The organism is Burkholderia sp. AU31652, assembly GCF_002223155.1.
Taxonomy (GTDB): Bacteria; Pseudomonadota; Gammaproteobacteria; order Burkholderiales; family Burkholderiaceae; genus Burkholderia.
In genome coordinates this window covers 64,692-79,103 of sequence record NZ_NKFG01000002.1, presented here as the reverse complement: position 1 = coordinate 79,103, position 14,412 = coordinate 64,692, and the positions used below count along the sequence as shown (strand labels likewise).

The window sequence follows — 14,412 nt, the reverse complement described above, 5'->3', positions numbered from 1 at the left end:
CGGACGAACACCCTCCGCCCTCGCCGTTCACCGCGCCGCCACGCACCGGCACTCACCTTTTTGGCACCCCGCATCCCGCCCGTAAAATAGCCGCCAGACGGCAGCGCGAGACGAGACAAAAGAGGGGGCGGCAAGCATGCAGGCATTCCAATGGTTCAACGAGCTGTCGACGCGCGAGCGCAGGACGCTGTACGCCGGCTTCGGCGGCTACGCGGTCGATGCGTTCGACTTCATGATCTATTCGTTCCTGATTCCGACGCTGATCGCCACCTGGGGCATGACGAAGAGCGAGGCCGGGATGATCGCGACGAGCTCGCTGATCTCGTCGGCGCTCGGCGGCTGGGTCGCCGGCATCCTTGCCGACCGCTACGGCCGCGTACGCGTGCTGCAGTGGACGATCGCGACGTTCGCGCTGTTCACCTGCCTGTCCGGCTTCACCCATTCGTTCTGGCAGCTGCTCGCGACGCGCACGCTGCAGGGCTTCGGCTTCGGCGGCGAATGGTCGGTCGTGACGATCATGATGGCCGAGACGATCCGCTCGCCCGAGCATCGCGGGAAAGCGGTCGGCACCGTGCAGAGCAGCTGGTCGTTCGGCTGGGGCGCGGCCGCGATCCTCTACTGGGCGTTCTTCGCGCTGCTGCCCGAGCAGGTCGCATGGCGCGCGTGCTTCTGGATCGGCATCCTGCCCGCGCTGTGGATCCTGTACATCCGCCGCAACGTCAGCGATCCGGACATCTACACGGCCACCCGCCGCGCGCGCGACGAAGGCCGCGTGTCGGGCCACTTCCTCGAGATCTTCTCGCCGCCGCACCTGCGCGCGACGCTGTTCGGCAGCGCGCTGTGCACCGGGATGCTCGGCGGCTACTACGCGATCACGACGTGGCTGCCCACCTACCTGAAAACCGTCCGCCACTTGTCGGTGTTCAACACGAGCGGCTATCTCGTCGTGCTGATCGTCGGCTCGTTCGTCGGCTATGTGGTCGGCGCGATCCTGTCCGACCGGCTCGGCCGCCGCGCGTCGTTCATCCTGTTCGCGATCGGCTCGTTCTCGCTCGGCATGGCGTACACGATGCTGCCGATCACCGACACCGCGATGCTGCTGCTCGGCTTCCCGCTCGGCATCGTCGTGCAGGGGATCTTCGCGGGCGTCGGCGCTTATCTATCGGAGCTGTATCCGGGCGCGATCCGCGGCTCGGGCCAGGGCTTCTGCTACAACCTCGGGCGCGGGCTCGGCTCGTTCTTCCCGATTCTCGTCGGCGCGCTGTCGCAGTCGATGTCGCTCGTAAAGGCGATCGGCCTCGTGGCCGGCGGCGGCTACCTGCTCGTGATCGTCGCCGCGCTCGTGCTGCCGGAAACGCGCGGCAAGTCGCTCGTCGACGATCCTGCCGTCGCGTCGTGAGCGACTTCTTCGTTCGGGAAACCGCATGCATGTGATCGTTCTCGGCGCCGGCGTGATCGGCGTCACCACGGCCTGGCACCTGCGCGAAGCAGGCTGCGACGTCACCGTGATCGAACGCGAAGCCGATGTCGCGCAGGCGACGAGCCTCGGCAACGCGGGCGTGATCGCCCCCGGCTACGTGACGCCGTGGGCCGCGCCCGGGATGCCCGGCAAGATCCTCAAGTACCTGTTCAAGCCCGCTTCGCCGCTGATCTTCCGGCCGACGCTCGACGCCGCGCAGTGGCGCTGGATCGCGCGCTGGCTGCGCGAATGCGAATTCGAGCGGTTCCGCGTGAACAAGCAGCGGATGCAACGCATCGCGTATTACAGCCGCGCGTGCCTGCACGCGTTTCGCGACCGCCATCCGTTCGACTACGGCGCGAGCCGCGGCTATCTGCAACTGCTGCGCGGCGCGTTCGACGTCGAGATGGTGCAGCCCGCGTTGAAGGTGCTGCGCGACGCCGGCATCGCGTTCCGCGAACTCGACGCGGCCGGCTGCACGGCGATCGAGCCGGGCCTGCGCTGGGCGCGGCAGGCGCCCGTCGGCGGCATCTACCTGCCCGACGACGAAGCCGGCGACTGCGCACGCTTCACGCGCGAACTGCGGGCACTGTGCGAAGCCAGCGGCGTGACGTTCCGCTTTCGCACGGAAGTGCGGGCGCTCGACGTTGAAGCCGGCCGGGTGCGCGGCGTGCGGATCGTCGGCACCGGCGACGAGGATGGCGGACCGAATCCGCGCGCATCGAACCCCGGCGGCCAGCACCGCGACGTGCGGCTCGCCGCCGATGCGATCGTCGTCGCGCTCGGTGTCGACAGCGCCGGCCTGCTGCGGCCGCATGGCATCGACGTACCGCTGTATCCGGTGAAGGGCTACTCGGCGACGCTCGCCGTCGTCGACGACGAAAAATCGCCACACGCCGCGCTGATGGACGAATCGCTGAAGACGGCGATCACGCGTTTCGGCCCGACGCTGCGCGTCGCGGGTACCGCGGAACTCGGCAACCGGCACGCCGCGCTGCGCCAGCAGGCGCTCGATACGCTGATGAAGGTGCTCGACGACTGGTTCCCGCACGCGGCCGATCGGGCGTCGGCGCGCTTCTGGGTCGGCCGCCGGCCGATGACGCCCGACGGGCCGCCGCTGCTGGGCGCGAGCGGGATCGACGGACTCTGGCTGAACGTCGGCCACGGCTCGACGGGCTGGGCGATGTCGATGGGTTCGGGGAAGGTGGTGGCGGATCTCGTCACGGGGCGAGAACCGGAGATCGATCTGTCGGGGTTGACGCTCGCGCGCTACGTCCGGTAGGCCCGGTAGGCCCGGTAGGCCCGACGATATCGTCGACGCGATGCGCTGACGCGATACACATGGCGGCCGGCAATCACAACGCGGCTCACAAGCCGCTCACTGCGCCGCCTGGCCGCCCGCCTCACCGTCCGCCCGCGCAATCGGCGCCGACACGATCGGCCGATGCGACACGCCTTCGTGCGACAGCCGGCTTTCGAACAGCGTGAGCGCGTCGAACCGCAGCGCGACCGGCCGCTTCACCGCACCGCCGTGCGCCGGCTGCCCGACCGCATCGTGCGGCAGCCGCGCGAGCGTCACGTGCGGGCGGAACTGCCGCCGGTCAGCCGGCACGCCGAGTTCGCGCAGCTTCGCCGACAGCGCGACATTCAACGCCGCGCACGCCGGTTCGGCGGCCAGCTCGGCGACGATCAGCCGCGCGCGCGGCAGGCTCGGCCACCACGCGATCCGTTCGACCGGCATCAACGGCAGTGCATGCGCGGCCGCGAGCGCCGGCAGGCACGCGGCCAGCGCGTCGCAACACGCCCGTTCGATCGCGCCGACGAACGCGAGCGTCACATGCAGTTGCGCGGGCAGCGGACGCCGCGCGCCCCGGGTAACCGGCAACGCGTGCAGCGCGTCGCGCGATGCCGCATCGGGCATCAGCGCGACGAACACGCGCAGCCGGTCGCCGTTCATGACTCGCTCGCCACCGCGCGCGGCGCGCGCGCCGGATCAGCCGCGGCCGGACGTTGCGGCAGCGGGCCATGCTCGCCCCACACGTCGGTCGGCAGCACGTTCGCGAGCTCCGGAATCGTGTTGCGCGTGAACACCGGATCGGCCACGCCTGCCGCGCGCTGGCGGCGATAGTCGCGCCAGGCCGCGTGCGCGTACTTGCCGAGCGCGAGGATCGCGATCAGGTTGATGATCGCCATCAGCCCCATGCTCGTATCGGCCATCGCCCACACGAGCGGCAGTTGCCCGACGCTGCCGAACATCACCATCGCGAGCACCGCGACGCGGAACAGCGGCAGCACGCCGCGCCGCTTCGTGATGAACTCGACGTTGCCTTCCGCATACGCGTAGTTGCCGATCACCGACGAGTACGCGAAGAAGAAGATCGCGAACGCCATGTAGATGCCGCCCCAGTCGCCGACGTGGCTCGCGATCGAGCGCTGCGTGAGCGCCGCACCTTCCATGCCGGTGCCGAGTTCGTACTGGCCCGACAGCAGGATCACGAAGGCGGTCGCGCTGCAGATCACGATCGTGTCGACGAACACGCCGAGCATCTGGATCAGCCCCTGCACGACCGGATGCCGCGTGCTGGCCGTTGCCGCCGCATTCGGCGCGCTGCCCATGCCGGCCTCGTTCGAGAACAGCCCGCGCTTCACGCCCATCGCGACCGCCTGGCTGACCGCATAGCCCGTCAGGCCACCCGCCGCCTGTTCGAGACCGAACGCGCTCTTCACGATCAGCGCGATCACGCCCGGCACCAGCGCAATATGCGTCGCGACCGCATAGACCGCCAGCGCGAGGTAGCCGATCGCCATCAGCGGCACGATCACCTGCGCAACCGCCGCGATCCGGCGAATCCCGCCGAAGATGATCGGCGCGGTCAGCAGCACGAGCCCTAGACCGACCGTCGCGCGGCTCCAGCCGAACGACGTGTCGAACGCATCGGCGATCGCGTTGGCCTGCACCGCATTGAACACGAAGCCGAACGCAAGGATCAGCGACAGCGAGAACAGCACGCCGAAGCCGCGCGAGCGCAGGCCCGTCTGGATGTAGTACGCGGGGCCGCCGCGATAGCTGCCGTCCGGATGCGACACCTTGAAGATCTGCGCGAGCGTCGCCTCGACGAACGCGGACGACATCCCGACCAGCGCCGTCATCCACATCCAGAAGATCGCGCCCGGCCCGCCGACGGTCAGCGCGACCGCGACGCCGGCGATGTTGCCGGTGCCGACGCGGCTCGCGAGCCCGGTCGCGAACGCCTGGAACGACGAGATGCTGCCCGGCTCGCCCTTGCTGCCGACCAGCTTCACGCTGAGCAACAGCGCCTTCAACTGGATCATCCGGAACCGCAGCGTGAACCACAGGCCCACGCCGAGCAGCAGCGCGATCAGCACGTAGTTCCACAACACGCCGTTGACGGCGTCGATCAGCCCTTGCACGAGTGCTTCCATCCAGAGTCCTTGTAAATAGGGTCAGTCACATGCAGCCACCGCGAATGCGGCCCGAGGGGCGACATGATATGACAGTTCGCAAGGAACATTACAAAATGAAAGATATCAGCGGGTTATTCGCGGTCTCCTGTCCGAACGACGCGGGCACGCTTCGTTGCGTCAGCGAGGCCGCCATTCGGCCGGAACATCAAAGACCAGCCCGGACAATCCGCTGGCGAGCAAGACGCGCGCAAAATGCGCCCAGGCAGGTTCGATCGACGCGAATCGCTCGTACTGCAGGATCTGCTTGGCGATCAGTTCGAGCCGCAATCCGGCATCCGGCATCCGGCAACACGTCGGATTTCAGCAGCGGCGGATTCAGCGGGCCCAGGCTGTCGACCTGCACGCCCATCGACATGCTGATCCGCGGCAGGTCCGACAGCGGGCTGCCGCGGCTGCCCCAGTGCAGCACGGCCTGGCTCCACATCATCAGGTCGCCGGCGAGCCCGGGAAGCGCGCGGATGTCCCGCACGTCGAATTCGGCCTGCGACACGCGATCCGTTCCATAGTCGGGATCGCGATGCTTCGGCAGCAGCATCACGCAACCGGTGGACGAATCGACGGGCGTCAGCGGGATCCACAGCGACAGCGCGCCGGCGCGCCCGTCCGGCAGCAGCGATCTCGCCCCCGCATCGCGATGCATGCTCCAGCCGGCCTGCCCCGCGTTCGCGCGGACGTGCCATACCCAGAAATCCGGCATCAACTGGTAGGTGTCGGCACCCAGCGCCGCCTGGACGATCCGGTGCAACCGCCAGTACGTGAGCCAGAATTCGTCGCACACGAACGCGAACACCGGCGGAATGCCGGCCTGCACGAGGCTCGTCACCATGTCGCGCATCGCCGCGAGCGGAAGGGTGCCCCGCACGTCGTCGCTCGGGGTGAACTGGGCGAAGCCCTCGAGCGCCACCCGGGCGTGGATCGCGTCGGCAATGTGTTGCTCGATTTCGATCGGCCGCTGCCGTCCGACGAATGCGTGATCCTCGACGTGAAGACCGCGGCCGAACGAAAGCAGCAGCGCGACGACCTCGTCCAGCCGGACGCGCTGGCCGTCGTCCGTCAAGCACGGTCGGGTGATTTCCGGGGCGGTTTCTCGAGACATGGACTGCGCGATACGTTCGTGGCTGAAACAGGCTTCGACCGTCGCCCGGCCAACGCCCGAACCCTGATTCGCGCATGTTAAGCGGCAACGGCCATCCGGCGCACGCATAAAAAAACGGGCGCCCTTCCGGACGCCCGCCTTTCGTCAAAACCCGCTCGCGAGATTCAGCTTATCGCGGCAGGTTCGAATGCCCCATCAGGTACGCATCGACCGAGCGTGCGCACTGGCGGCCTTCGCGGATCGCCCACACCACGAGCGACTGGCCGCGGCGCATGTCGCCCGCCGCGAACACCTTGTCGACCGACGTGTAGTACGAACGATCACCTTCGGTCGCCGCACGCGCATTGCCTCGCGCATCCTTCGCGACGCCGAATGCCTCGAGCACGGGGGCTGCCGGCTGCGTGAAGCCCATCGCGAGCAGCACGAGGTCGGCCTTCATTTCGAACTCGGAACCCGGCACTTCCTGCATCTTGCCGTCCTTCCACTCGACGCGCACCGCGATCAGCTTCTCGACCTTGCCGTTCTTGCCTTCGAGACGCTTCGTCGCGACCGCCCAGTCGCGCTCGCAACCTTCCTCGTGCGACGACGACGTACGCAGCTTGATCGGCCAGTACGGCCACACGAGCGGCTTGTTTTCCTCTTCCGGCGGCTGCGGCAGCAGCTCGAACTGCGTGACCTGCTTCGCGCCGTGGCGGTTCGACGTGCCGACGCAGTCCGAACCCGTGTCGCCACCACCGATCACGATCACGTGCTTGCCCTTCGCGAGCAGCTGGTCGACGAGCTTGTCGCCCGCGTTCACGCGGTTCTGCTGCGGCAGGAAGTCCATCGCGTAATGCACACCCGCGAGTTCGCGGCCCGGCACCGGCAGGTCGCGCGGCGTTTCCGACCCGCCCGCGATCACGACCGCGTCGAACTCTTCCTTCAGGGTTTCCGGCGAGATGGTTTCCTTCGCGAGGCTGCCGATCGACTCGGGCAGCGGATCCTTGCCGATGAACACGCTGGTGCGGAACGTCACGCCTTCCGCTTCCATCTGGCGCATGCGGCGGTCGATCAGCCACTTCTCGAGCTTGAAGTCGGGAATCCCGTAGCGCAGCAGGCCGCCGACGCGGTCGTTCTTCTCGAACACCGTCACGTCGTGGCCCGCGCGCGCGAGCTGCTGCGCGGCGGCGAGGCCCGCGGGGCCCGAACCGACGACCGCGACCTTCTTGCCCGTCTTGTGCTCGGCCGGCAGCGGCTTCACCCAGCCTTCCGCCCAGGCCTTGTCGATGATCGCGTGCTCGATCGACTTGATGCCGACCGGATCGTCGTTGATCCCGAGCGTGCACGCGGCTTCGCACGGCGCCGGGCAGATGCGGCCCGTGAATTCCGGGAAGTTGTTGGTCGAGTGCAGGACTTCGATCGCCTGCTGCCAGTCCTGGCGGTAAACGAGATCGTTGAAGTCCGGAATGATGTTGTTGACCGGGCAGCCGTTGTTGCAGAACGGGATGCCGCAATCCATGCAGCGCGCGCCCTGGACCTTCGCGTCCGCGTCGGTCAGTGCCGCGACGAATTCCTTGTAGTGCTTCACGCGCGTGAGCGGTGCTTCGTACGCCTCGTGGCGGCGTTCGAACTCCAGAAAACCGGTTGCCTTGCCCATAAGGTGCTCTTCTGTTCGGTGTATCGGGTGGGGGAGCCGCGCGCGGCAGTCATGCGCGCGCGGCATTCGCTATGTCGTTCGTCGTTCAGGCGGCCAGTTCTTCCTTCGCCGCCTTCTTCGCACCGATCTCGCCCAGCGCGCGCTTGTATTCGTGCGGGAACACCTTCACGAACTGGCGGCGCGCCGCGTCCCAGTTTTCCAGCAGCGACTTCGCGCGCGGCGAACCCGTGAACTGGAAATGACGCTCGACGAGCCCCTTGAGCAGCGCTTCGTCCGTCGTGCCTTCGTGCCAGAGCGCGCGGTCGACCGTGCGCTCCTGCTCGGCCTGCTGCAGCACCGGCTCGAGCGCGACCATCGACTTGTTGCACTTCGCCGCGAACGTGCCTTCCGGATCGTAGATGTACGCGAGACCGCCCGACATGCCGGCCGCGAAGTTGCGCCCGGTCTCGCCGAGCACGACGACCGTGCCGCCCGTCATGTATTCGCAACCGTGGTCGCCCGTGCCTTCGACGACTGCCGTCGCACCCGAGTTGCGCACGCAGAAGCGCTCGCCCGCCACGCCGCGGAAGAACGATTCGCCTTCGATCGCGCCGTACATCACCGTGTTGCCGCAGATGATGTTTTCCTCGGACTTGCCGCGGAAGTCGTTGGTCGGGCGGATGATGATCCGGCCGCCCGACAGGCCCTTGCCGACGTAGTCGTTGCCGTCGCCGACGAGGTCGAGCGTCACGCCCTTCGCGAGGAACGCGCCGAAGCTCTGGCCGGCCGTGCCCTTCAGCTGGATGTGCACCGCGTCGTCGGCCAGGCCGTCGTGGCCGTGCTTCTTCGCGATCACACCCGACAGCATCGCGCCGACCGTCCGGTTCACGTTGCGCACCGGCTGGATGAACGACACATGCTCGCCGTTCTCGATCGCGGCCTTCGCCTTCTCGATCAGCACGTGGTCGAGCGCACGCTCGAGGCCGTGATCCTGCACGTCGACGTGACGCGGCGCGACGTCCTCGCATTCTTCCGGCTGGTAGAACACGCGCGAGAAGTCGAGGCCCTTCGCCTTCCAGTGCTCGATGCCCTTGCGGGTGTCGAGCAGGTCGGCGCGGCCGATCAGGTCGTCGAACTTCGCGACGCCGAGCTGCGCCATGATCTCGCGCACTTCCTCGGCGACGAAGAAGAAGTAGTTCACGACGTGCTCGGGCTGGCCCTTGAACTTCGCACGCAGCACCGGATCCTGCGTCGCGACGCCGACCGGGCACGTGTTCAGGTGGCACTTGCGCATCATGATGCAGCCTTCGACGACGAGCGGCGCCGTCGCGAAGCCGAATTCGTCCGCGCCGAGCAGCGCGCCGATCACGACGTCGCGGCCCGTCTTCATCTGGCCGTCGGCCTGCACGCGAATGCGGCCGCGCAGGCGGTTCAGCACCAGCGTCTGCTGCGTTTCGGCCAGGCCGAGTTCCCACGGCGTGCCCGCATGCTTGACCGACGACAGCGGCGACGCACCCGTGCCGCCGTCATGGCCGGCGATCACAACGTGATCGGCCTTCGCCTTCGCGACACCGGCCGCGACCGTGCCGACGCCCACTTCCGACACGAGCTTCACGGAGATGCTCGCGCTCGGGTTCACGTTCTTCAGGTCGTGGATCAGCTGCGCCAGATCCTCGATCGAGTAGATGTCGTGGTGCGGCGGCGGCGAGATCAGGCCGACACCCGGCACCGAGTAACGCAGCTTGCCGATGTATTCGGACACCTTGTGGCCCGGCAGCTGGCCGCCTTCGCCCGGCTTCGCGCCCTGCGCCATCTTGATCTGGATCTGGTCGGCCGACGCGAGGTACTCGGCGGTGACGCCGAAGCGGCCCGACGCGACCTGCTTGATCTTCGAGCGCAGCGAATCGCCATCCTTCAGCGGAATGTCGCTGACGATTTCATCGCCGATCACCGACTTCAGCGTCTCGCCCGACTTGATCGGAATGCCGCGCAGTTCGTTGCGGTAACGCTTCTCGTCCTCGCCGCCTTCGCCGGTGTTCGACTTGCCGCCGATCCGGTTCATCGCGATCGCAAGCGTTGCGTGCGCTTCGGTGCTGATCGAACCGAGCGACATCGCGCCCGTCGCGAAGCGCTTGACGATGTCCTTCGCCGGTTCGACATCGTCGATCGGGATCGCCTTGGTCGGCTCGACCTTGAACTCGAACAGGCCGCGGAACGTCATGTGACGCTTGGTCTGGTCGTTGATCAGGTGCGCGTATTCCTTGTACGTCTGGTACGAGTTGCTGCGCGTCGCGTGCTGCAGCTTCGCGATCGAATCCGGCGTCCACATGTGGTCTTCGCCACGCACGCGGTACGCGTACTCGCCGCCCGCGTCGAGCATGTCGCGCAGGACCGGGCTGTCGCCGAACGCGTCGCGATGCAGGCGGATCGCCTCTTCCGCGACTTCGAACAGGCCGATACCGCCGACCTTCGACGCCGTGCCCTTGAAGTACTTCTCGACGAGGTCGCTCGACAGGCCGAGCGCTTCGAAGATCTGCGCGCCCGTGTACGACATGTACGTCGAGATGCCCATCTTCGACATCACCTTCTGCAGGCCCTTGCCGACTGCCTTCGTGAAGTTGTAGACGGCCTTCTCCGGCGACAGGTCGCCCGGCAGCCCTTCGGCCATCTTCGCGAGCGTTTCCATCGCGAGGTACGGGTGCACGGCTTCCGCGCCGTAGCCCGCGAGCAGCGCGAAGTGGTGCGTCTCACGTGCGGAGCCGGTCTCGACGACGAGGCCCGTGCTCGTGCGCAGCCCCTGCTGGACGAGGTGCGAGTGGATCGCCGACGTGGCGAGCAGCGCCGGAATCGCGACATGCTCGGCGTCCGTCTTGCGGTCCGACACGATCAGCATGTTGTAGCCCGACTTCACCGCGTCGACGGCTTCCGCGCACAGCGACGCGAGGCGCGCCTCGATGCCTTCCTTGCCCCACGCGACCGGGTAGCAGATGTTCAGTTCGTACGCGCTGAACTTGCCGCCGGTGTACTGGTCGATCGCGCGGATCTTCGCGATGTCCTTGAAGTCGAGCACCGGCTGCGACACTTCGAGACGCATCGGCGGGTTGATGTTGTTGGTGTCGAGCAGGTTCGGCTTCGGGCCGATGAACGACACGAGCGACATGACCATGTTCTCGCGGATCGGGTCGATCGGCGGGTTCGTGACCTGCGCGAACAGCTGCTTGAAGTAGTGATAGAGCGTCTTGTTCTTGTTCGACATCACCGCGAGCGGCGAGTCGTTGCCCATCGAACCGACGGCTTCCTCACCCTGCTGCGCCATCGGCGCCATCAGGAACTTCAGGTCCTCCTGCGTATAGCCGAAAGCCTGCTGGCGGTCGAGCAGCGCGGCGCCCTGCGTGCGGCCGGCCGCGACTTCCTCGGCCTTCGGCTCGATCTCGTCGAGCTTGATGCGCACGGCGTCGATCCAGCTCTTGTACGGCTTCGCGTTCGCGAGGTTGTCCTTCAGTTCCTTGTCGTCGATGATGCGGCCGTGTTCCATGTCGATCAGGAACATCTTGCCCGGCTGCAGGCGCCACTTCTTGACGATCTTCGATTCGGGGATCGGCAGCGTGCCGGCTTCCGACGCCATGATGACGAGGTCGTCGTCGGTGACGATGTAGCGCGCCGGACGCAGGCCGTTACGGTCGAGCGTCGCGCCGATCTGGCGGCCGTCGGTGAACGCGATCGCGGCCGGGCCGTCCCACGGCTCCATCATCGCGGCGTGGTATTCGTAGAACGCGCGGCGGTTCTCGTCCATCAGCGTGTGCTGTTCCCACGCTTCCGGGATCATCATCATCACCGCGTGCACGAGCGGGTAGCCGGCCATCACCAGCAGCTCGAGACAGTTGTCGAACGACGCGGTATCCGACTGGCCCGGGTAGATCAGCGGCCACAGCTTCGGCAGATCGTCGGCGAGCACGTGCGATGCGATCGCGCCGGTACGCGCGTTCAGCCAGTTCACGTTGCCCTTCACGGTGTTGATCTCGCCGTTGTGCGCGATCATCCGGTACGGGTGAGCCAGCTCCCACGCCGGGAACGTGTTGGTCGAGAAGCGCTGGTGCACGAGCGCGAGCGCCGACACGACACGCGCGTCCTGCAGGTCGCGGTAATACACGCCGACCTGGCCCGCGAGCAGCAGCCCCTTGTAGACGATCGTGCGCGCCGACATCGACGGCACGAAGTATTCCTTGCCGTGCTTGAGCTTCAGCGCCTGGATGCGGTGGCTCGCCGTCTTGCGGATCACGTACAGCTTCCGCTCGAGCGCGTCCGTCACCATGATGTCCTTGCCGCGGCCGATGAAGATCTGGCGGATCAGCGGCTCGCTCGCCTTGACCGTCGGCGAAATCGGCATCGCATGGTCGACCGGCACGTCGCGCCAGCCGAGCACGACCTGGCCTTCCGCCTTCACCGTCCGCTCGAGCTCCTGCTCGCACGCGAGACGTGATGCGTTTTCCTTCGGCAGGAAGATCATGCCGACCCCATATTCACCCGCCGGCGGCAGGTTCACGCCCTGCTTCGCCATTTCCTCGCGATAGAACGCGTCCGGAATCTGGATCAGGATGCCCGCGCCGTCGCCCATCAGCGGATCAGCGCCGACCGCGCCACGGTGATCGAGGTTCTCGAGAATCTTCAGGCCCTGCTGAATGATCTCGTGGCTCTTCTTGCCCTTGATGTGAGCGACGAAGCCGACGCCACAGGCGTCGTGTTCGTTTTGCGGGTCATACAGACCTTGTGCGGCGGGCACCGCGGCGAGCGGCTGCTGGTGGTCGTTCATGGGGACACCGTCGTAAAGGGGGCCTGGAGGCCGTTGAACCATTTTCTTGTTGCCGTCGATCCCGCTCCCGACGGGAGACGGCGCGGCCGACCGTGGATGGGCATGCTTCGCCCGGGCCACCGGAATTCGGAATATACGCGACGAATCAAAGGAATAGCAACAAAAACCGCTTGATCGAGCCCCAATAAAATGGATGCCTCGATCTGGTGCCGTTTTATTGGGGCTGCATCATTTTGGTGCAAAAAGAAGCGGCGCCCGCAGCGCCGCCTCCTGAACCGCCATTCCTGCGTTACTGCTGGATCGGCGGCGTGTTTTCACGCACCTTTCTGGGGCGTCCGCGTGGCAGCGGCGACACGCGCCGGTTCGCGGTACGCGCCGCCCACTCGCGATAATTCTCGCCGCCGAGCACCCAGCCCTTCAACGTCGCCTGCTGCAGCTGGTCGGCCTGGCGCTCGTCGAGCGGCTGCTCGCACAGCTCCTTGTACGCGCGCTGGCGGTCGAACGGCGTATTGCCGAGCGCCCAGTAGAGCGGATGGTCGGTGATCAGGCTGTCGACGGTGAGCCCGACGTGGTGCCGGTAGCTCGACCAGCGATAGGCCTCGGGCGTCGCGACGAGCTGCGCGCGCACCGGGCTCATCTCGACCACGCGGCTCGCGAGCAGGAAATAGCGCTCGCCTTCGATCACGGTCGCGCGATAGCGGCCTTCCCACAGGGTGCCGCGCCGCGAATAGCGCCGGTTGAAATGCGCGACGTAGCGGCGACCGACGGCCTGCATCGCTTTCGGCAGGCTCGCCTCGTCGCTCGGCGTCACGAGCAGTTGCACCTGGCGGGGCAGCAGCACGTAGGCGTGCACCGACAGGTGATGATCGCGCGCGGCGGCCTTCAGGCAATCGATGAAGAGTTCGTAGTCCTGGTCGTCGACGAACGCGGGTTGCTGATCCAGGCCGCGCAGTATCACGTGCTGCGGCTGGTCGGTAACGTAGAGTCGTGCTAACCGTGCCATGCTGAATGTCCGTTTGAACGCGTTAGGAAATACCCGGGGGTCCGAAAATGCGCACCTGCGTAGAATGCCTGTCCCCGCTGGGCGCGAAAGCGTACGGTCGTACGAAACCTAGGGAGAAAACTCTAACTTACGAGCTTGTTTGGTTTTAAACGCAGTCGTCATAATGAGCACGCCTTTGATCGGAGGAGACACAATGAAACGAAAACTGGCCATTACGGGGGCCGCAGCGCTCGCATTCGCGGGCGGTACGGCACACGCACAATCTGCAGGTGATTTCTACGTCAGCACCGGCTGGCTGCACCTTGCGCCGCAGGACAGCAGCGACCCGCTGTTCGTCTACCGCGTAGGCGGCACGCCCATCAACCAATCCATTCCCAACACCGGCGCGGGCATCAACGACGCCGACACGCTGGGGCTCGCGGCGGGCTACTTCGTCACCGACCATATCTCCACCGAGCTCGTGATGGGGATACCGCCGAAGTTCGACATTACCGGCAAGGGTCAGTTCGATAGATTCGGCGTACTCGGCCGCGCGTACCAGTGGAGCCCCGCCGTCTTGCTGCGCTACCACTTCAACGACGCCAATGCGAAGTTCCGTCCGTATGTCGGTGTCGGCGCGACGTATGTCTGGTTCACCGGCGCGAAGATCACCAACGGCACGTTCGAGAACGGCGTGCTCGGCGGCCCGACCAGCGCGACGACCAGCAACCAGTGGGCGCCCGTCTTCAACGCCGGCTTCACGTACAACTTCACGAAGCACTGGTTCGCGGGGCTGTCGCTCTCGTACATCCCTGTCAGCGTGACCGCGACCTTCACGACGGCCCGCCGGACGCCGGTCGGCACCCTGACCGAAACGTCGAAAGCGAAGATCTCGCTGAACCCGATCGTCACGTACCTGAACCTCGGCTACCGCTTCTAAGCGTAGTCGAATATTTGGGGAATG

The 14,412-nt window shown here is 66.5% G+C and carries 9 protein-coding genes; 3 read left to right on the top strand and 6 right to left on the bottom strand.

What is annotated here, in order from left to right; all coding sequences use genetic code 11:
* Positions 1–136: 136 nt before the first annotated feature.
* Together CFB40_RS01825 and CFB40_RS01820 are read left to right on the top strand one after the other, a co-directional pair.
* Entirely contained in the window at positions 137–1,399 is a 1,263-nt protein-coding gene (locus tag CFB40_RS01825) for an MFS transporter (protein ID WP_089430505.1), read from the top strand.
* A gap of 25 nt (positions 1,400–1,424) precedes the next feature.
* Entirely contained in the window at positions 1,425–2,741 is a 1,317-nt protein-coding gene (locus CFB40_RS01820; RefSeq protein WP_089430504.1) for a D-amino acid dehydrogenase, read from the top strand.
* Positions 2,742–2,837: 96 nt separating this feature from the next.
* On the opposite strand, the gene thpR is transcribed toward CFB40_RS01820, so the two are convergent.
* The 6 genes from thpR to CFB40_RS01785 all read right to left on the bottom strand — a co-directional run bounded on the left by thpR (position 2,838) and on the right by CFB40_RS01785 (position 13,469).
* Positions 2,838–3,416 carry an RNA 2',3'-cyclic phosphodiesterase gene (gene thpR, locus CFB40_RS01815; protein ID WP_089430503.1) on the bottom strand — a complete coding sequence of 193 codons (579 nt, stop codon included), beginning with the start codon at positions 3,414–3,416 and terminating at the stop codon, positions 2,838–2,840.
* The gene (locus CFB40_RS01810; protein ID WP_089424324.1) at positions 3,413–4,903 is read right to left on the bottom strand and encodes an alanine/glycine:cation symporter family protein; all 1,491 of its coding nucleotides are present in this window, start codon (positions 4,901–4,903) and stop codon (positions 3,413–3,415) included. The genes thpR and CFB40_RS01810 overlap by 4 nt, the downstream gene beginning before the upstream one ends.
* 187 nt (positions 4,904–5,090) lie before the next feature.
* Complete coding sequence (locus CFB40_RS01805) at positions 5,091–6,149, bottom strand: phytanoyl-CoA dioxygenase family protein (protein ID WP_089430502.1); 1,059 nt, start codon at positions 6,147–6,149, stop codon at positions 5,091–5,093.
* A 61-nt stretch (positions 6,150–6,210) separates the two neighbouring features.
* The gene (locus tag CFB40_RS01800) at positions 6,211–7,677 is read right to left on the bottom strand and encodes a glutamate synthase subunit beta (RefSeq protein ID WP_089424322.1); all 1,467 of its coding nucleotides are present in this window, start codon (positions 7,675–7,677) and stop codon (positions 6,211–6,213) included.
* An 85-nt stretch (positions 7,678–7,762) separates the two neighbouring features.
* A complete protein-coding gene (locus CFB40_RS01795) occupies positions 7,763–12,466 on the bottom strand; it encodes a glutamate synthase-related protein (RefSeq protein WP_089424321.1) in 4,704 nt (1,567 codons plus the stop codon).
* Positions 12,467–12,755: 289 nt separating this feature from the next.
* A complete protein-coding gene (locus CFB40_RS01785; RefSeq protein ID WP_089430501.1) occupies positions 12,756–13,469 on the bottom strand; it encodes a transposase in 714 nt (237 codons plus the stop codon).
* A gap of 193 nt (positions 13,470–13,662) precedes the next feature.
* On the opposite strand from CFB40_RS01785, the gene CFB40_RS01780 reads away from it, so the two are divergent.
* Complete coding sequence (locus CFB40_RS01780; protein WP_089430500.1) at positions 13,663–14,388, top strand: OmpW/AlkL family protein; 726 nt, start codon at positions 13,663–13,665, stop codon at positions 14,386–14,388.
* Positions 14,389–14,412: the final 24 nt, after the last annotated feature.